Source organism: Prauserella endophytica (assembly GCF_005146945.1).
GTDB classification, from domain to species: domain Bacteria; phylum Actinomycetota; class Actinomycetes; order Mycobacteriales; family Pseudonocardiaceae; genus Prauserella_A; species Prauserella_A endophytica.
Genome location: NZ_SWMS01000044.1, coordinates 1 through 17,857 on the forward strand (window position 1 = coordinate 1; position 17,857 = coordinate 17,857).

General features: G+C 68.9%; 18 protein-coding genes, 1 tRNA gene and 1 pseudogene. 5 read left to right on the forward strand and 15 right to left on the reverse strand.

Annotation, left to right across the window (positions count from 1 at the left end):
* Positions 1 to 28 precede the first annotated feature (28 nt).
* Positions 29 to 334: a hypothetical protein gene (locus FCN18_RS36580; protein ID WP_137097308.1), complete on the reverse strand. Its 306-nt coding sequence runs from the start codon at positions 332 to 334 to the stop codon at positions 29 to 31.
* A gap of 101 nt (positions 335 to 435) precedes the next feature.
* On the opposite strand from FCN18_RS36580, the gene FCN18_RS36585 reads away from it, so the two are divergent.
* Positions 436 to 912 carry an NUDIX domain-containing protein gene (locus FCN18_RS36585; RefSeq protein ID WP_132880647.1) on the forward strand — a complete coding sequence of 159 codons (477 nt, stop codon included), beginning with the start codon at positions 436 to 438 and terminating at the stop codon, positions 910 to 912.
* 7 nt (positions 913 to 919) lie between these two features.
* Here FCN18_RS36585 and FCN18_RS36590 read toward each other — a convergent pair whose 3' ends face one another.
* From FCN18_RS36590 to FCN18_RS36630, 9 genes are all read right to left on the reverse strand, one after another.
* A complete protein-coding gene (locus FCN18_RS36590) occupies positions 920 to 1,687 on the reverse strand; it encodes a TylF/MycF family methyltransferase (RefSeq protein ID WP_228714319.1) in 768 nt (255 codons plus the stop codon).
* A complete protein-coding gene (locus tag FCN18_RS36595; protein ID WP_132880644.1) occupies positions 1,684 to 2,280 on the reverse strand; it encodes a histidine phosphatase family protein in 597 nt (198 codons plus the stop codon). The genes FCN18_RS36590 and FCN18_RS36595 overlap by 4 nt, the downstream gene beginning before the upstream one ends.
* Positions 2,277 to 3,023 carry an SDR family NAD(P)-dependent oxidoreductase gene (locus tag FCN18_RS36600; protein WP_137097310.1) on the reverse strand — a complete coding sequence of 249 codons (747 nt, stop codon included), beginning with the start codon at positions 3,021 to 3,023 and terminating at the stop codon, positions 2,277 to 2,279. The genes FCN18_RS36595 and FCN18_RS36600 overlap by 4 nt, the downstream gene beginning before the upstream one ends.
* Before the next feature lie 2 nt (positions 3,024 to 3,025).
* Positions 3,026 to 4,162 (reverse strand): hypothetical protein, encoded by a 1,137-nt coding sequence (locus FCN18_RS36605; RefSeq protein WP_137097311.1) that lies wholly within the window; start codon positions 4,160 to 4,162, stop codon positions 3,026 to 3,028.
* 6 nt (positions 4,163 to 4,168) lie between these two features.
* Positions 4,169 to 5,236, reverse strand: a complete 1,068-nt coding sequence (locus FCN18_RS36610) for a glycosyltransferase family 9 protein (RefSeq protein WP_228714320.1) — start codon at positions 5,234 to 5,236, stop codon at positions 4,169 to 4,171.
* Positions 5,233 to 5,790 carry a phosphoribosyltransferase gene (locus tag FCN18_RS36615; protein ID WP_137097312.1) on the reverse strand — a complete coding sequence of 186 codons (558 nt, stop codon included), beginning with the start codon at positions 5,788 to 5,790 and terminating at the stop codon, positions 5,233 to 5,235. The genes FCN18_RS36610 and FCN18_RS36615 overlap by 4 nt, the downstream gene beginning before the upstream one ends.
* A complete protein-coding gene (locus FCN18_RS36620) occupies positions 5,787 to 7,673 on the reverse strand; it encodes a hypothetical protein (RefSeq protein WP_228714321.1) in 1,887 nt (628 codons plus the stop codon). Before FCN18_RS36620 ends, FCN18_RS36615 begins: the two co-directional genes overlap by 4 nt.
* Complete coding sequence (locus FCN18_RS36625) at positions 7,670 to 8,221, reverse strand: DUF4254 domain-containing protein (RefSeq protein ID WP_137097313.1); 552 nt, start codon at positions 8,219 to 8,221, stop codon at positions 7,670 to 7,672. The genes FCN18_RS36620 and FCN18_RS36625 overlap by 4 nt, the downstream gene beginning before the upstream one ends.
* An 87-nt stretch (positions 8,222 to 8,308) precedes the next feature.
* Positions 8,309 to 8,956, reverse strand: coding sequence for a bifunctional DNA primase/polymerase (locus tag FCN18_RS36630; RefSeq protein ID WP_228714322.1), 648 nt, complete (start codon positions 8,954 to 8,956; stop codon positions 8,309 to 8,311).
* Positions 8,957 to 9,115: 159 nt separating this feature from the next.
* On the opposite strand from FCN18_RS36630, the gene FCN18_RS36635 reads away from it, so the two are divergent.
* From FCN18_RS36635 to FCN18_RS40440, 4 genes and pseudogenes are all read left to right on the forward strand, one after another.
* Positions 9,116 to 10,588, forward strand: coding sequence for a helix-turn-helix transcriptional regulator (locus FCN18_RS36635; protein WP_228714323.1), 1,473 nt, complete (start codon positions 9,116 to 9,118; stop codon positions 10,586 to 10,588).
* Between the two features lie 850 nt (positions 10,589 to 11,438).
* Entirely contained in the window at positions 11,439 to 12,524 is a 1,086-nt protein-coding gene (locus tag FCN18_RS36640) for a replication-relaxation family protein (RefSeq protein WP_228714324.1), read from the forward strand.
* Positions 12,525 to 13,135: 611 nt separating this feature from the next.
* On the forward strand, positions 13,136 to 13,384 hold the full coding sequence (locus FCN18_RS36645; RefSeq protein WP_132880636.1) for a hypothetical protein: 249 nt from the start codon (positions 13,136 to 13,138) through the stop codon (positions 13,382 to 13,384).
* Between the two features lie 228 nt (positions 13,385 to 13,612).
* Positions 13,613 to 14,578, forward strand: a pseudogene (locus FCN18_RS40440) (recombinase family protein); the annotation flags it as partial.
* A 583-nt stretch (positions 14,579 to 15,161) separates the two neighbouring features.
* On the opposite strand, the gene FCN18_RS36655 reads toward FCN18_RS40440, so the two are convergent.
* The 5 genes from FCN18_RS36655 to FCN18_RS36675 form a co-directional block, all read right to left on the reverse strand.
* Positions 15,162 to 15,234: transfer RNA gene (locus FCN18_RS36655), tRNA-Ala, on the reverse strand.
* Between the two features lie 73 nt (positions 15,235 to 15,307).
* The gene (locus FCN18_RS36660) at positions 15,308 to 15,811 is read right to left on the reverse strand and encodes a YbaB/EbfC family nucleoid-associated protein (protein WP_112276563.1); all 504 of its coding nucleotides are present in this window, start codon (positions 15,809 to 15,811) and stop codon (positions 15,308 to 15,310) included.
* Positions 15,808 to 16,149: a YbaB/EbfC family nucleoid-associated protein gene (locus FCN18_RS36665; RefSeq protein ID WP_112276649.1), complete on the reverse strand. Its 342-nt coding sequence runs from the start codon at positions 16,147 to 16,149 to the stop codon at positions 15,808 to 15,810. Before FCN18_RS36665 ends, FCN18_RS36660 begins: the two co-directional genes overlap by 4 nt.
* 245 nt (positions 16,150 to 16,394) lie before the next feature.
* Positions 16,395 to 17,507: a C40 family peptidase gene (locus FCN18_RS36670; RefSeq protein ID WP_112276565.1), complete on the reverse strand. Its 1,113-nt coding sequence runs from the start codon at positions 17,505 to 17,507 to the stop codon at positions 16,395 to 16,397.
* Complete coding sequence (locus FCN18_RS36675) at positions 17,504 to 17,845, reverse strand: hypothetical protein (RefSeq protein WP_112276567.1); 342 nt, start codon at positions 17,843 to 17,845, stop codon at positions 17,504 to 17,506. Before FCN18_RS36675 ends, FCN18_RS36670 begins: the two co-directional genes overlap by 4 nt.
* Positions 17,846 to 17,857: the final 12 nt, after the last annotated feature.

Genomic DNA, 17,857 nt, shown 5'->3' on the forward strand with positions numbered 1-17,857 from the left:
GTGACCGCTGGCCGGTGACCGAGACCTACTAATCGACACCGCCGGAAACACCGTTCGCGTTACGGACCCGCTGGGCGTGGGCGTCGCCGTCGTTGCGTTCGATCTCGCCGAGCAGGCCGAGCAAGTCGTCCAGATCGGCGCGCTCGGCGATCGAGCTGTCGAACTCGACGCGCAGCGCGATGGTCATGTCGGGGTCTTGGTTGGGGGCGACCGCGATGACCGGTGTGTCGGCACCCGCGCCTGCGTGACGGGCCTGCTCGACGAACCGTTCCAAGTCGCTCAACGGCAGCGAGCTTCCCGCCGGGGGTAGATCGAGTTCGACACGTGAAGTCACCGGGCCAGCGTAGAGTGCCGGTCCTTGCCGTTGCGACGGACGGGTCTTCGATCACGTGGCTGCCGCAATCGGGCGACGCGGCGAGCCGTAAGCTGGGTCGCGTGACGGAGCAGTTGACGGTGACAGTGGGACGACGCGCAGCACGGGCAATCCTGATCGACGATCTCGGTAGGCTGGTGTTGATCAAGCGCACGAAGCCGGGGCAGGCGCCGTATTGGACCGCGCCCGGTGGGGGCGTCGAGGACACCGACCCCTCGGTGGAGGCGGCTCTGTACCGGGAGCTGGCGGAGGAACTGGGCGCGAAGGCCACGGACGCCTCGCAGGTGTTCCTATTCAGCTCGCCGTCGGACGGTGGAGTCGCTGTGCAGCACTTCTTTGTGGCGCGGCTGGCCAGCCTGGACGAGTCGGCCCGGAGCGGCCCGGAGTTCAGCGACCCGTCGCGCGGCGGGTACGACCTGGACCGGGTTGACCTTCGGGGAGACGATCTCGCGTCGATCGACTTGAAGCCGACCGCGTTGAAGGAGTTCATCCTGGCCAACCGGGAGGCCCTGATGGTCGAGGCGGGCGCAGCCGCCTGAACTGCGACTACGCGCTCCAGCGGATGTAGGCGGGGGTGGCGCGGCCCGGAAGCGTTCGCAGGGTGCCGTGGTCGGTGCCGAGAGTGTCGCGCAGGGCTGCGGTTTCTCCTGGCCACTTGGCGTGGGCGAGTTCGTCGAAGGCGAGCACGCTGCCCTTGGTGAGGTACGGCCGGACGGCGTCGATGGCGTCGCGGGTGGGCTCGTAGAGGTCGAGGTCGAAGTAGGCCAGGGCGATGACGGTGTGCGGGTTGTCCGTCAGGTAGCGCGGGAGGGTTTCGCGCACGTCGCCCTGGACTATCAGGGTGCGCCGGATGTGGCCGAGGTGTTCGCCCTGCTCGTGGGCGTCGAGTACGTCGCGCAGGTGGTGTGGGTAGCCGTCAGTGAGCGCGAACCGGCCGGCGACGGCGCTGGGGCTCATCGTGTCGACGTCGGTCACGTCGGGGAAGCCGGTGAAGGTGTCGAAGCCGATGATCCGGCGGTGCGGGTGGTACGGCTCGTAGACGCCGCGCAGCGCGGTGAGGGCGGCGAGGTGGCGTCCGCGGTGCACGCCGAACTCCATGATCACACCGGGCACGTCGAGGATCATCCGGTAGAGCGCGTCCAGGGAGAGCAGGTCAGTCAGCGGCTGCCTGCGCAGGTACAGGGCCAGGTTGTCGACCAGTTCCTCGGGCGGGATGGGAGTGTCGGCCAGCAGGTCGGCAAGGCGGTGGCGGACGGCTCGCTCGTGGTCCGATTCGTGGGGCAAGATCCGGTCGTCGGTTTGATCGTTGATCACGTGGTCTCCCTGGGTGGTGCCCATAGCTGGGCGGGGGCGAGGCGGAAGTCGCTGGCATAGCCGAAGATGTCGGCGGGGTGGCGGTAGCCGTGGTGCAGGGCGGCGACGGCGCCGATGAGCAGCCGGTGGGACACGATCAGGACGGGGCCGTGCTCGGTTGCGAGGTCACCGGCGATGGTTGCGGCTTCGAGTGCGCGTTCGGTGAACGCGCGGAGGCTTTCCCCTCCGGGCAGGGCGCTGTCCGGGTTGTCGGCGCGCTGTTGCCGCCAAGTGGTGTAGTCGGGTGGGTACTGGTTGGGGGCGAGGCCCAGGACGCAGTGCGGGGCTCGCCATTCGGCGAACGCGCTGATCGGTTCGGCGATTCGGGTGTCCAGCGCGCTGGCGGCGATGGCGGCGGTTTGTCGGGCGCGCCGCAGTGGGCTGGACACGATGAGCGCTGGTTGCCAGCGGTGCTGGTGCAGTTCGCGGGTGGTCAGCTCGGCTTCGACTATGCCGGCGATGGTGAGTGGGCTACCGGGACGGGCGTGGGCGCCGGGGCGGCACAGCCCGTCGTCGCAGGTGCCGTGGCGCATCCAGAGCGCGGCGGGGGTCATGTCATGCACCAGCCCCCGTCGATGGTGAGGCACTGGCCGGTGATGAACCCCGCGTCGCGGGAGGCGAGGAAGTCGACGGCGGCGGCGATGTCGTCAGGGTGCCCCCGGCGCTTGACACATTGTCGGTCGAGTTGTCGGGCGATCATCGCGTCGTGGTCGGGGACGACGGCGTGTTCGGCGGGTACTTCGATGGAGCCCGCGCGGACGCAGTTGACGGTGACGCCGTGTGGTCCGAGTTCTCGGGCCAGGGCACGCACGAGTCCTTCCAGACCGCTCTTGGCCGCGATGTAAGCGGCGAGGTCGACGCGGCCGAGCTGGGTGAGCACCGATGACACGGTGATGATGCGGCCGTGGCCGCGCGTCGTCAGGGGCGGCGTGACGAGCTGGGCACACGCCGCGTGAGTGACCAGATTGACCTCGATCTGCTCGCGGAAGGTGTCCAGGTCGAGGCTGGTCCAGGGGATGCGCGGATAGACGCCGGCGTTGGACACGAGGACGTCGAGCCGATCGGCGGCGTGCTCGACTTCGTGTGCGAGCGTGTCGATCGTCATCGGGTCGGTGAGATCGCCCGTGATCGCCGCTGTCGCAGCGCCGCGTTGTTCGACGGTGGCGAGCACGTTGTGCAGATCCGGGTCGTCGCGGAGGTGGGTGAGAATGAGGTCGTAGCGGTCGGCGAGGCGCGCAGCGATGGCCGCGCCGATGCCGGAACCGGCTCCGGTGACAATGGCGACGGGACGAGCCACGGTCAGTTGACCTCCGCATCTGATGGTGTGAGGGCGAGGAAGTCCGGCAACGTGGTGTCCGGGTCCAGTGCTTGGGCGAGTAGGGCCAGCGACAGCGCGGCGTCGTGGGGTTCGAGGTCGGCGAGGTCGTAGACGGCGAGCAGCCGCATGACCAGGTAGGGGCGCATCCACGCCATCAGGTCGTCGATGCCGAGATGGCGGGCGATGGGCCGGATGATCTCGTCGAGGTAGCGGCGCAGGACATGTCGGCGGGCCGGGCTGGGCGTGTGCCGATAGTCGATCACCAGCGCCGAGCGAGTGTGCTCGACGTGGACGACGGGCTCGGCGAGGGTCGCCGGGGCGAGTGCAGAGGGGTGATCGCCGAACGCGGCGCGGTTGTAGTGCGGGGTGAGCCACGCGCCGTGGAGGCGTTGGTAGAGCAGGAAACATGCGAACTCGCCGGGTAGCGAGTTGAGTCCTCCGGTGTCGTAGTCGAACCACACCGGTCCGCCTGTCGGCGACCAGCCGATGTTGATGTCGGTGGGATCGCCCTGGGTGATGGCCGCCCAGACCGGGCTGTGGCGGGCGAAGTGGACCCGCAGCCTGGTCATCAGCTCGGCGAAGTCAACGGCGTGCTCGCGGCCCTTGACGACCAGTCGCAGGTCTGCCAGATCCTGTGGGCGGATTCTCCGGGTTCCATTGGTGATCGGCAACGGTGCGTTGGGTCTGTAGTACTGGTCGAGACGGCCGTCGGGAGCGGCGCGGTCGCCGTAGAGCTTGCTGATCGTCTCCCCGTTGGTCGTGGGTCGAAGGGTGCCGCCGATGACGTGCTGGTAGTGGCGGAACACGGCGGTCAGGCAGGTATCGAGTCGCGCCATGTCGGCCGTGAGGTCGGCGTGGGTGATCTCGTCGAGCAGCAGGCCGCTGTCGTGGTCGAGGTGCGGCCACCTGTCGTAGGCGAGCACTGTCCAGCGGGTCACCCGTCGCATGCCCCGCAGCCTCGGTACGAGGTAGAACTCGCGGATGCGGGCGTGTCCTACGCATTCGGCGCGGGCCTCGTCGTGGTTCGGGCTGGCCTTGACGAACAGCGCGTTTCCGGCCCAGTCAACGTGCCAGGTGTGGTTGGCCGTGAAGCGTCGGTGGTTGGTGATCCTCAGCATGAGCAGTCACCACCAACCGGCGAGGTCGCTTGCGAACTCGGCGATGATCTCGGCCGGGATGTCGGCGAGACTCGCCGACTGTGACCACAGCGCGTCATCCAGGTGGTCGCGCACAGGGCAGCGGTCGGCGAAGGCCAGCATCTGGGAGAACGTGGTGGCGACGGCATGGTGCCGTGCGGTCCCGGTGGTCCACTTGGTGTGGGCGTGGCGACCGTAGAGCCCGATGGCGTGCGGGCCGGTTCCGTCCGGGCGTTCGGTGAGCGCGGCCAGATGGGTCAGGCCCGTGTCGTTGCCGATCACGACCTCGGCCGATGCGAACACGTCCAGGCAGTCCACGGCATCCAGCCCGGCCAGAACCTCGATGCCGTCGATCGTCATCGGCTCGGCACCGCTACTGGTGATCAAGGTGAACGTCCACGGCGCCGGGAAGCGCTGGGCAAAGACAGCCGCGATGCGGGCGAAACCGCTTGCGCTGTAGTCCTTCCGGCTTGGCCAACTGGTCGCCGAGACGAATACGACGTGGAACGGTCGTGCCTGCTCGCTCGATCTGAAGGTCGGAAGCGGCGCGCGATCGGCAGGGAGCCGGACGCCGAGGGCCTGTTCCGCGGCGAGGTAGTACCGCATCGGCAGAGCGGCGTGGACCTCCACGAGTTCGTCGTCCAGGATGTCCAGCCACGCCTGGGGTCGTTCGGGGATCGCGTGGAAGGTGACTCCCTTGCCGTGCACGGTCTTAACGGTGTGCGGGCCTTCGGTGTGGCTTGTGCTCAACGACAGCCGGCAGCGTTGCATCAGACGTGGACGAGGCCCCTCGTAGTGGAGTTCGGCGTCGCGCCCAGTCCCGTCGGCGAGGGCCTGAACGAGTCCGAGCGCGAGCAGAACATCACCGAGGCCGCGGTCACCGAGGACCACCGACCAGCCGCGTTCGCCGATCACGTCCGCGCCGCTGGTGTAGGACGGGAGCTCCCCACCCGCGCGCCGGAAGGGCAGCGCGCGGGCCAGGGGTGCGTGCTGGCGCGGGACGACGATCGGTCCGCCGCATTGCAGCGTCACCGGCTCGATCGTCCACGGGCTCACAGTCGCGTGAGGGTGCACAGCGGTACTCCCAGCGATTCCAGCAGCGGACGGGCGTCGCCGGTGGTGTCCTCGATCAAGCACGCGATGCCGGTCACCTCCACGGCCGACTCGCGGAGCACCGAGACCAGGTTGGCCAGCGTGTTCCCGGTGGTGATCTCGTCATCGACGATGAGCACGCGGGTTCCCGCTAGGTCGCCGTAGGTGAAGACCTCGGTGCGGCGGGCATGGGGTTCGGTGAAGCGCCGCTTGTCAGGTATGTCGAGGTCGAGCTTCCAGGCCAGGCGGTACGGCAGGTTGCTGGCCAGTGCGACGGCGACGGTGGGCAGGATGCCGCCCGCGTCCAATCCGAGCAGCACGTCAGGAGCGGTGAAGTCCGGGTGGCGCGACCACGCCTCCCACAGCGCGCTACCGGTCCGCAGCAATGTCGCGGGGTGGACCTGGTCGAGGATGCCGTCCAGCTCGTGGACGATCCGGACATCCCGAGTCTGCGGGGGCACGCCGAGACGGCGGATGCGCCGGGCCTGGTAGGCGAGGTCTTCGGGAACGGTGGTCATTCGCTGGTCCTCACGGTGGTGTGGTCGAGTCGGTCGAGGTAGGTCAACAGTCGGTCCGTCGCGTCGACGAGTTGTCCGCGCAGGACCGGATCGCTGGGGCGACGGATGAGGTCGGACAGCTGAGGCGGTGAGCATTCGGCGGCGGGGTGAAACTCGCGGAACGCGGTGAGCACTTCATCGGCGTCGTGGAGGTCGTGTCCGTCAGCGCGCAGCACGATCTTGGCGAGTAGTACCAGGTGCTTGTGCACGGCGCGCACGTCCGGCTGATCTGCGGCAAGGAGTCGGCGGGTCGTCATCAGCACGAGTCCCAATTCACCCCGGCTGGTGCGATCGCCGTGTGCTGCGGCCGGCACCGGCAGCAGATGGTCCGCTCGCCGGTAGAGCACGCCGACCCCTTGGGTGGCGCGGCGCAGCGACTGCACGACGCGCGGTGGCACCCGCAGCGCGTCGATGTCGGCGGTGGTGAAGACGCTGAGGCCCACCTTGATCCCGTCGGGCGCGGGAAGGGTGCCCGCAACGTCGCGCAGCCACCTGGCGGGCGCGGTGTCACGAACCACGAGCAGATCAAGATCGCTCCACCCGTCCCGCCAGCTCGTGGTCCCCGTGCTGCCGGTGGCGAGCACGAGCGCGACCTGCTCGTCACACACGTGGTTGACGGCCTGCCCCAACCACCCGCTCTGGGTTACCGGCCCACTCGCGTGGAGCATCGCCCTGGGCAGGTCCACGGTCGACGCGATTCGGCTCACGGCGAGCTTGAGCGCGCTCAGCGGCCCAGAGTTGTCGATGAGGTGATCAGCGATTTTGGCGATCCGGTCCGCGCCGCGGTCGCGCTTGGTCGCGTCGCGGCCACGCAACCGGGACTCGCTCTCCACCGCGCGACTCGCCCGGACGGTCGTGTCCGCATCGACGTACACGATCTGGCAGCGGTCACCCCAGACCCGTTTCAGGTGCGCGGTCGCCTCGAAGCGGTGGGCGCTCTCCAGGCTGATCGTGCGTGCCTTGGTCGTCTCGGCGAACCGCAGGATTTCCTCGGTGAGGTGCTCCGCCTGCTCCCGCTCCGACCAGCGCTCGTACGGGTCGGTGACTCCAGCCCGCATGGCGGCGACTTCCACCAGATAGCCGATCTTCAACCTGGTCACGCCGTGCTCGTCGCGCAACAGTTCGCCGACCGTGCTCTTGCCGCTCTCTGACATGCCGCCCAGCACCCACAGCCGTTCCAACATGTCGTCGAGAAACGGTTCCACGTCGACACCCGCGTCAGTCAGGTGGCTCCGGAGCGTTCGCTGGACATCCAGGATCGGGGCGTCGCCGAGGTCGAGCACAGCGTGGTAGTCGCCGCGTTCGACCTGGACGGACAGGACGTCCGCGAGCGTGCGCTGATAGGCGGCGTACCGTTCGTTGACCGGTCTCGGCTCGCGCCGCAGCGCCTCCGCCGCTTCCCGCGCGGGGTCACCGGACCGGCGTAACAGCACGTGGACTTCGCGTCGGGGCACGGCGGCCGGGAGATCGGCCGCGAGGCGGTCCACCAGCCGGAGCGCCTTGGTCGGGGACAGTCCGTCCTTGAGCGCGGCGGTGGCGGCGCAGGTCGCCCGGAGCATGGGTAAGCCGCGGTCTTCCAGTGCCAGCGGACCGCTCGCGGCGCGGCGGGCGACGTGGCTGCCCAGCATCAGTCCGACGTGCTCGGCCGTGGTGGAGCCGACGAACCACCAGTGGGCGAAGTCGCCGGCAGCGACCTCGCGCCATCGGGAATCCCAGGCATCCACAGTGCCAACGAGGTGGGCATCGGGCATCCCACGCTGCAGCCAGGCGAGTTGCGTGGTCTTCCCGACGTTGTCGACGCCGTTGAGCGACACCGACAGGTGTTGATGTGCCTCTGCGGTCACGATGCGCTCCGGTAGGTCTTCAGGGGCCGCCACGCTGGGAGCCGTCGGTGGCCGGTGGCGACGTCGCGGATCAGGTCGTCGTAGGCGTCGGCCAGCTCGGCGAGCTGCCGCAGAGCCAAGCGGGCTCGATCGCGTGCGTCATTGGTGTTGACCAGGCTGTTCGCACGGACCCACGCGATCGCCAGCCGGTCAACGACCGAGCCGAGGGTCTCGGTGTGCAGGGAGGCGTCCGCGCGGCTGTGGACCTGGGCCGTCACCCACTCGTCGATCCGTTCCACCAGAGCCACGCGTTTGGCGTTGAGGTCGTCGATGAGTCGCTTGCTTTCGGCGATGGCGTCAGCGGACGCACCGGAAGCGCGGCTGACATCCTCGGCCTGCCACTGCTGCCCGTGTTGGGCCGCCAGCTCGTTCGCCGTGTCGAGGACGAGCTGGCCGGGATGGTCTCTGCTGCTGGCGTCGCGGAACGCCTCGATGATCGAGGCAGATCGCGGCAGGATCTCCCGCACACGCGTCACGTGCTGTGTGACCTGTTCACCGCTGTCGGCCATGATCGGCACCTCCCCTTCGGTCGATTTGGGCGTGGGTGCGCCTGCGCCGAGGGCGGTCGGGGCATCCTCGGCGCAGGCGCGGCTTACTCAGGCGAGGCTGGGTCGTGTGCCGCTGGCTTGACGGCTCAGCGACGCGATCAGCACTCGCTGAACCTCGGCCGAGGCGGGCAGCGCCCAGCCGACGGTGTCCGGGGGCACCTGCCAGCGATACGGCAGGCCATCACGCGCCGTGGGCGGGATGGGCAACCACGCCCCGCTCGCGTACAACTGCGCATGTGCGTTCGCGGCCAGCTCAGGACGCAGCCCTTCGTCGTCGCTGCGCACGAAGAACAACCACGAACCGAAGGGCGTGACGGCGACCGGACCGCGCCAGGCTGGCGAGAGCTGCCCCAGCGCGCGTTGCCCGTGGACGGCGGGTACCTCCACCCCGTCGACCCCGCCTCCGCACGCCAGCAGCACCGAATACGGCCGCCGTGTCCACCACTCCATCGCCACGTCCGGGTTGGTCGTCGTGGCCAGTTGCCACAGCGCGGCGACCGGTTCCAGCCCTGCCGCGCCGGACCTGCCCAGCCAGGTCCCGTGCTCGGCAAGCTGGTAGGTTCCCGGCAGCACGGGCCAGCCGTGCCGCGCCAGGTCGACGGCGGCGGCACGCGTTTCGGCCCAGGCCAGTCCCGGAATCCCCGGCACCAGAGGTGCGCTCGTCGGTCGCCGAGCGGCGTCGATACGATCACTCACTGGTAGTCGCCTCCGGCTGACGTGGTGTAACTACGTCTACGAGTTCACCAGGCAGCAGAGACGAACACGACCACAGCGAGCGCCCACAGTTGGGCCAGATCGGGGACATTGGGGGGACATTCCTGATCTGCGGGTGTGGCACGCCCTACCGTTGATCCTGTGTCACCCGACGAGCCCCGCATACCGAACACCGTACTGATCGCCCTGCGCGAGCGGGGCGGGCTGTCCCAGCAGGACCTGGCCGACGAGTTGACCAACCTCGCCACCAGGTACGGCAAGCACCCGCAAATCACGCGCAAGACCATCGGTCGATGGGAGCGCGGTGAAGTCGTGTGGCCACAGCCCTTCTATCGCCGACTGCTCGCCGAGTTCTTCGGTTGTGCGGGCGACGAACTCGGTTTCCGCAGGCCGCGCTCTATCCGACCCGAGCAGGACCAGACCGAGCCCCTTCCCGCGCCGCTCACGTTTGCCTCCGTGCCCGCAACGACCGAACCGCATGTCGAGCGCGACCAGGACGAGTGGCGCCAGGTCCGTTCGGCCCTGGGCAAGCATCGCCGCGACCTCGCTGTGCTCGCCGAGGCGCTGTACCGCGACTATCGCGTGCCAGGACTGAAGAACACAGGTGTCATCAGCGCGCCCACCTGGATTCCTGCCGAGCCCGTCCCGCTGGACGAGATCACGCTGACACTGGACTCCGTGGTCACCGAGCCCACGATCACCGGAGAAGAACCTGAAAGCGGCCCGGTTCGCCCGCTGGCCACCATCGACGCCCGATACCGCAGCTACCACGACGCCATCCGCGACCTCGCCGCGCCCCGCCTGTTCGAGAACCGGCTGTGCTTCCGCTTGCTCGGACTCGACTGGACCCAGCCGAGCATGCACTTCGGGCAGATGGGTTTCTTCGACGCGGTCGACACCAACGAGGCGCTCGCCCACGAATTCGCCGCCCACCACCTCGCCATCGACGGCGACCGGGAATCCGTCATGCCGCGCGCCTCCATGCGACGGCTGACCTTCCGCAAGCTGATCGCGGACCCGTTCGACCTCGGCCGCCGACCGCTCATGGGAGCGATCGGCACCCTGACCATCAGGGGCGGCGACAGCCCGAGCGTCGTCCTTCACCAGCGTGACTCCGCCAGCGTCGCAGGCGGCGGCGGGATGGCGCACCTGCTGCCCGCGGGCATCTTCCAGCCCTCCTCCGTCATCCCGGCCGCCGTCGCGGCCGACTTCTCGATCTGGCGCAACATCCAGCGCGAGTACGCCGAGGAGTTGCTGGGCCATGACGAGTACGACGGCTCCGGTAAGCCGATCCGATACGACAAGCTGGAACCATTCACCACGATGGACGAGGCGCTGCGTGACGGTCACATCCGCGTGTTCTGCCTCGGTGTCACGCTCGACGCGCTCACGCTTGCTGGCGACATTCTCACCGTCGCGGTCATCGCCCCGGACACCTACGACGCGCTGTTCGCCAACGCCGTTGATACCAACTCGGAGGGCTCCATGCCCGCGCGGGCCTTTCCGTTCGAGGAGAACACCCTGACATGGCTCAGCGAGTCCAAGCGCCTCTCTCCCGGTGCGGCGGCGGCGTTGCACCTTGCCTGGATGAATCGCAAGGTCCTGTTCGGCTAAGTCCGCAAGCACTGGGCAGTCGGTGGGCCACTCAGCAGGCCACCGACCGGCCAGTGAGCGGGCCACCTATGGCTGGCCCGCTGATTGACTCGGTGTGGTTCGCTGTTTCCGCAGATCAATAGCTCTACGGACTAGTCAAGCGCCTCACCCGACATCTGTAGATCCGACCGTAGAGACCAGGAGCGCGATGACCGCGCACGGCGGTGCCGATGCCCGCTGCGGCTCGTGCGGTGACGGGCGGGCTGTGGGTTCCAGCCTGGTCTCAGTCGGCCGCGCTGGTGTCCAAAATCGGCCGAAGAATCGGCCTTCAGTAGTGCAGGGGTTTCCTGGCACACTGGAAGGGACGGCTGATCATGGTCACCACCCGCCGAAGGCGGCGATATCGTCGATCACAACGCGCTGGTCACGGCGAGATCACTCCACGGTCACGATGCTCCGGTTTTTGGTCACGTTTGGGTAACGGGCCAGGATTTTGGGGCCGAATTTCGGAGTTCAGGGGTGCCGGGGATCTCTCGGTTGCTCCGGCCGGAAGGTGGTGGTGATCATGACGGGCGATGGTAAGCACGCTGGTGGTCGTGGCGTCGTGGGTGCGGATGGGTTGGCGTCTCGTTCCGCGTCTGGGTCGGCGCAGCCTCAGCGTTCTGAATCCGCCGACCAAAACGCCGAGGTCGCTGCTACTAAAGTCGCTGGTCAGCGGTGGTATCGGCGGGAGCGGGTGGAAGGCCGACTGAGGAGTGATCCTCACCCATCCACACATCGGGGGCGCGCGGGGCGCGGCGGCCGGCGGGCCGGGGAGCCTGACGCGGGCCTGTGGTTCCGTCTGGTCGACCGGGATCGGCGACTGCTGGCGTTGCTGGCCGAGCACAAGGTGCTGACCACGAACCAGATCGCCGCGATCGAGTTCCTGTCGGTGCGCCGCGCACAGGACCGGCTGCGGAACCTGCGCGAGCTGGGCGTGGTGTTCGCGTTCCGCGAGTCCTACGTGCGTGGCGGGACGAGCCAGACCCGCTACGCGCTGGGCTACCTCGGCGCGCGGCTGATCGCGGCGCAGCGCGCGGAGAAACCGCCCGCGCCGAAGGCGTACACCGAGAGCCTGGAACGGCTCGCGTTGTGGCCGAAGCTGGAACACCAGCTCGGCGTGAACGACTTCTTCTGCGCCCTAGCCGCGCACCGCAACCCTGCCCGGCTGCGCGAGGAGGGCCGCGAGGGCGAGGTGGGCGGGCTGACCCAGTGGTGGTCGGAGAAGCGGTGCACCGAGTTCTTCTGGCGGTACCTGGGTGCCGGTCGGGAGACCCGGCTGCGCCCGGACGGCTACGGCTGCTGGGAGGAGGCGGGCCGCGCGGTGCGATTCTTCCTCGAACACGACACCGGCACCGAGTCCCTGGCGAAGGTCACCGGCAAGCTCGACGACTACAGCGATTTCCCGACCGACGCCTTCGGTGTCCTGCTGTTCTCGGTGCACGCGCCTCGGCGGGAGATCGCCCTGCGCACGGCGCTGCATCGCGCTCTCGTCGGGCACGATCCCGGTTTCGTGATCGCCACCGCGGCCCGCGACCCGTACGGTGCCTATGGTCACGCCGACGGCCCGGCAGGGCCGATCTGGGGCCTGTGCACGCCGCGTAGCGGCGACAGCGCGTCGCGCCGGTACAGATTGGCCGAGCTGCCCCAACGTGGCCCCTCCGTCGAGCACAGCGCCTCGAACACCGACCAGCCGTTGAACGAGGCGGCGTTCGACCCGGACGACCGGGAGATGTCGCGCCGCATCCACACAGCTCAGCCCGAACCAGCCGAACCGGCGGGCTATGCGGACGACGATGACGACCTCGACGACGTGACGCTCTACGACGACGCGGACGATGACGACGTGTACCGCGCGCCGGTAGCCCCGGCTCGACCGGACACCCAACGGCCACGGCGATCACGCTGGGCCGCCTGAATCCCTCTCCCCGCAAGGGTTCCCGCACGCTTTCGCCTACCTCGGAGGAGGTGACCGACGATGACGTGACGTCGTGAGAACGACAGCGAAGACGGCCGCGCCAGTCCGCTGGCCTTGGCCCGTCGTCTTTGCACAGCAGGGAAATCTGGACCCGTTGTACGTCGAGCTGTCCAATCGTGGTCCCGACAGCGGCGAGACCACACCGAGACGTCGAGACAGGTCGAGACGAGACACCGAGACCGCAGGCGAGACCGGCGAGACACGCAGTCCCGCACCCAGTCTCGCGGTCCCGACATTGGTCTCGGCGAATGTCTCGGGTGGACAGTGGGAGGGTTCAGTCAACCGGTGATCGCTGGCCCCGACGAGCGCTACGGCAGTCGGGGAGTCGAAGCGGCACAATGGTTGGAGCAGTTCAGACCCCAGCCGGTTCTTGAATCGCGCGTAACGGCGCGGCCATCACCCATGTCACGAACCTCCTGTGTGGAGGCTTCCCGGGGTGCTGGTGACCAGAGGGCCGGCGGGTCCTGCTGATCGACGGTTGCCCAGTGACCGCCCGACAGCCGCCCGCGACCTCCCGCCCCGTGCGGGCTCGCGGGCAATCGAGGTGCACCATGCCCCAGCACACACCCGACCACGCCGAACACGACCACGAGCAGGACAACGGTGGCGATGACGCCACCGTGCTCCCGTTCCGCCGCACACGATCCTCCACACAGGACACGTGGCGCGTGGAGCGGATCGACACCGAACCGATGACGACCCAACAGTACGACCTCGCCGTCGCCACCCTGGCCACGCTCATTGCCGAATGGAGCGCCAATCAGGAAAACCCCAAGGGGGGTAACGAAAAAGCCGCGTAGAACGACGCCCTTCCGCTTCCCTTACCATGCTTGATGAGCGATAATGGAAGCACGACGCACCGCCTGTGAGCTGCGGTTTTAAGTCCACACTAGTAGTGATCTAGTAGCCGCGTAGTCGCCCTGTAGTAGCCGGAGAAACGGCTGCTACAGGGCGCGCGGAAATACCGAACCAAGGGGGTTGAAATAATGGCGCGATCCACGACCGCGCAACGCAGCAAGAAAGCCGCGATGACCACGCTCGGCGACGACGTCCGGGTGGGGATCTACGTGCGGCGCTCCACCGACGACGAGCACCAGCCCTACTCGATCGAAGCCCAGGACACCCGCCTGGACGCCTACATCGGCTCCCAGCCCGGCTGGCGGCTCGTCGCGCGGTTCCCCGACGACGCCTCCGGCGCCACCACCGAACGCGACGGGCTGCAACGCGCCCTGGCCGCCGCCCGCGCCGGGCTGATCGACGTGCTGCTCGTCTACCGGGTCGACCGCTTCTCCCGCAACCTGCGGGACATGGTCATGCTGCTCGACGAACTCGACTCCGCCGGGGTCGTCTTCCGCAGCGCCACCGAGCCCTTCGACACCTCCACCCCGATGGGCCGGATGCTGGTCCAGATGCTCGGCATGTTCGCCCAGTTCGAGCGCGACACCATCATCGACCGCGTCATCGCCGGAATGGAACGCAAGCACGCCAAGGGAAAGTGGAAGGGCGGCAAACGCCCCTTCGGCTACCAGGTCGACAAGACCACCCACACACTGATCGTCGACCAGCACGAAGCGGTGATCGTCAGGCTGATCTTCGACCTCTACACCAAGGACCGGCTCGGCTCCCGCGCCATCGCCAAGGTCCTCAACGACCGGGGCCACCGCACCAGCTCCGGCGGCAAGTGGTCCGGCTACCAAGTCATCCGCGCCCTGAACAACCGCGTCTACCTCGGCGAACTCACGTTCCGGGAGACCACCGTGACCAACACCCACGCACCCATCATCGACCTCACCGCCTGGGAACAGGCCCAAGCCATCCTCGACGCCCGCGGCGAATCCCACGCCCACCGCGCCGCGTCCGGCTCCGACTACGTACTCACCGGCCGCCTGCGCTGCCCCAAGTGCGGCAAGGCCATGATCGGCACCCGCGCCACCGGCCGCAACCGCACCTACCGCTACTACACCTGCTGGAACCTCGCCCGCTACGACGCCAGCAAATGCGACTTCAAACGCCTCAACGCCGACACCGTGGACGCGGCCGTCCTGGACGCCCTGGCCACCTTCTACCGCACCCGCCACGACCTCATCGCCGACGCCATCACCCACGAACAGAAACAGCACCAGGCAGCCAACGCCGACCGGCACGCCGAACTCTCCACCGTCGACAACGAGATCACCAAGACCGGCCAAGCCATCGACCGCTACCTGACCGCATTCGAGCGCGGCACCATGGACGAAGAACTCGTCGCCGAACGGCTCACCGAACTCCGCGCCAAGACCAAACAACTCCGCGTCCGCCGCGACGAACTCACTCTCGCCCTCAACGACGCACCCACCGCGCCCGAGCCCGCTACCCTGGTGGCGGTAGCCGACCACATCGCCGAGATCATCACCAGCGGCACCCACAACCAGATCAAGGCACTCGTCGAAGCCCTGGTCGCCAAGGTCACCATCACCGGCCCCGACCGGCTCATCCCGGTCTTCCGCATCCCCCAACCCCGCAACAACGACGGGACCGCCCCCGCCCTACCAGCGGAAACGGCCCCGAACGGAGTGGTTCGCACAATGACTAAATCGGTGGAGCTAAGGGGACTCGAACCCCTGACCCCCTCACTGCCAGTGAGGTGCGCTACCAGCTGCGCCATAGCCCCGGGTGAAGCGGGAGTGCCGCTCACGTGTTGATTACTTTACCCCACCGCCATCCCGCCTCAATCGGGGGGTGGCTCAGCGGTCGGAGCGCAGGGTCGCCGGGTCGAAGGACTCCAGGTCGTAGGCGTCATCGTCCGCATCGGCCGGGGTGCTGGGCTGCGTCCGGCGACCGCCGAGGCGCTCCTCCCTGCGCCGCTGGAACTCCTCCACCGTCAGGCCCGTGTCGTCGTGCGCGGCGCGGGCGGGTGCTGGCATGCCCGACAGCTGCTCGATCAGGTAGGTCATGTCCTCGCCGAGCAGCAGCGCGACCTTGTTGTAGCTCGCCTGGGTGGCCTCCTGCATCGCGACCTGGGCGACCTCGACGATCAGCGAGCCCAGGCGGTCGGGGCCCCAGCTCGCCGCGGCCGGGGCGAGCCAGAGGTCGAGCAGCTTCCCGCGCGCGTCGACGGTGAGCTGGATCGTGTTGTCAAGGTCGTGCGCCGTGCCCGTGGCCTGCGCCATCAGGGTCTCGACCTGCGCCAGCGCGTCCTGACGGGCACGCGCGGTCTCGATGAGCTGCTTCGTCGTGGGCTCGGTCATCGCGCGGCTCCCGGATAGCGGGCCTCGTCCTCGTCGTCGGGCAGCGGCTCGTAGCCGAGCGAGGCCAGCTGCCGGTCGCTGCCGGGCCCCAGCACCGGTGACAGCGCCCGGTACATGCGGTCGCCCGCGCGCCGCGTCGCCCGGTTCGCCAGCTCGACGATCTGCTGCGCGACCGCGTCCGTACCGGCCCGCAGCGCGGCGTGGGTGAGCCGCACGTCCGTGAGCAGCCCTCCGGGCGCCACCTCGACCCTGATCGAGCCGTCCGCGGACTCCGCTCGCCCGGTGACGCTGCCGACCCGCGCGAACTGCTCACGCGCCTGCGCGGCCGTCTGCTCCATCTGCTCGCCGACCCGGGACGCCTCCCGGTCGATGTCGATCTCCGCCACTACGCGGCCCCTCCCACCAGATCCAGCGCCGAGCTAGGTCGTGCCTGATGATCCTCTGCCGTGCGAGCGGGGATCAGCGTGGTGCTTCGCAAGGCGGAGGAAGATCCTCGCACTGGACCGTACTCGGGTCTTCCGACAACGCAGCGAGGCGCCGCGCTGATCCCCGCACAGCCGGCAACGGGATCGTCATACACGACCTAGCCGGTCGGGCGGTAGAAGCCGATGAACTGCTGGCCCGCGTTGTCCGTCCGGATGGGGCCGATCTGCACGGGGTCGCCGGCTTCGATCATCTGCCCGTCGCCGATCACCATCGCGACGTGCCCCGACCACACCACCAGGTCGCCCGGTAGCAGCTGGTCGATCGACGGGACCTCGGCGCCGACGGTCTGCGTCTTGGCGGTGCGCGGGATCTCCAGGCCGGCCTCCCCGTAGGAGGTCATGGTCAGGCCGCTGCAGTCGAGGCCGACGCCGCGCGCGGTGCCGCCCCACACGTAGGGCACGCCGAGCTGGGACAACGCGGCGCGGACGGCCTTGGCGGCCGTCTCGTTGGGCGCCTCGACGGTCTTGCCGTTGGGCAGGTTGATCTTGACGCCGGTGCCGGGCTGGGGCGGGATCGCCACTGGCAGCCTCGGCTTGGTCACCGCGCCGCCGCTGTAGCCTCCGCCACCGCCGGAACCGCCGCCACCACCGGAGCCGCTGCCCTGCGCGTTGAAGGACGACGCGACCTGCGTGCTGCCGCTCGCGCTGCTCGACGTGGTCGACTCGGTGCCGCCGAGCTTGCCCGCGATGCCGGTGAGCTTGCCGAGGGTCTCGGCGCTGGTGTCGGCGGCCTGCCCGGTGAGCTCGCCGATCTTGCGCTGCAGCGCGACCATCAGCTCCCGCACCGCGGCCTGGCCACCGGTCGGCACCGGCGGCGTCTGCCGCGCGGCCGCGACGGCCTTCATGGTGTTGCTGATCTCGCGGATGATCTCCTCGCGGATCCGGTCGTTCTCGATCTGGCCGATCTTGAGCGCCTCGGCGGCCTCGGTGACGGCGTCCTCGATCTCCCTGCTCTCGTTCAGCAGGGTCTCGACCTCACGCTCCAGGCTCTCCGACGTGCTCGTGGCGAGATCGGTCGCGTGCCCCGACGACCGCGACGCGAGCGCGACCCGCTGGCTGCCGACCGAGCCCTGCACGCCGTCGAGCGAGGTACGGAGCGCCGCCTGACCGCCGACCGCGCCGTCGATGGCGGCGTCGTCGGTGCGCAGTTTGCCCGCGAACTGGTCGGGCAGGTCCAGCGCCGTGCGCATCACCTGTGCGGTCTCGGTCATCTGAGCTCCCTGCCGAGGCGCTCGATGGTGGCCTGCTGATCGGCCTCGACGGCGTCGTAGTTGGCGCTCGTCTGCCGCGCGGCGTCACCCATCTGCTGCCACTGCCCGCCGAGCCGGCTCAGCCGCTCCCGCAGTCCCCGCATGCGGTTGGCGTAGGCGCCGGAAAACCCGGCCTCCGAGCCCATCGCGGAGAAGCCGTCCCCCGCCAGCTCGACGTGCGGCGCGAGGTGCGAGTCGCTCGCGCCGCGAAGGTCGTCGCCCGTGGGATCGATCGCCCGCGCGTAGTCGGCGTACGCCCCCTCGTCGACCCAGAAACCCCGGTGTGGTGTCCCGTCCACGTCCCCTCCTCG

Bases quoted from the DNA above. Each gene is read 5' to 3' on its own strand.
- FCN18_RS36595 (WP_132880644.1), bottom strand. From the start codon at position 2,280: ATGACCCCCGCCGCGCTCTGGATGCGCCACGGCACCTGCGACGACGGG.
- FCN18_RS36605 (WP_137097311.1), bottom strand. From the start codon at position 4,162: ATGCTGAGGATCACCAACCACCGACGCTTCACGGCCAACCACACCTGG.
- FCN18_RS36615 (WP_137097312.1), bottom strand. From the start codon at position 5,790: ATGACCACCGTTCCCGAAGACCTCGCCTACCAGGCCCGGCGCATCCGC.
- FCN18_RS36625 (WP_137097313.1), bottom strand. From the start codon at position 8,221: ATGGCCGACAGCGGTGAACAGGTCACACAGCACGTGACGCGTGTGCGG.
- FCN18_RS36645 (WP_132880636.1), top strand. From the start codon at position 13,136: ATGCCCCAGCACACACCCGACCACGCCGAACACGACCACGAGCAGGAC.
- FCN18_RS36660 (WP_112276563.1), bottom strand. From the start codon at position 15,811: ATGACCGAGCCCACGACGAAGCAGCTCATCGAGACCGCGCGTGCCCGT.
- FCN18_RS36665 (WP_112276649.1), bottom strand. From the start codon at position 16,149: ATGGAGCAGACGGCCGCGCAGGCGCGTGAGCAGTTCGCGCGGGTCGGC.
- FCN18_RS36670 (WP_112276565.1), bottom strand. From the start codon at position 17,507: ATGACCGAGACCGCACAGGTGATGCGCACGGCGCTGGACCTGCCCGAC.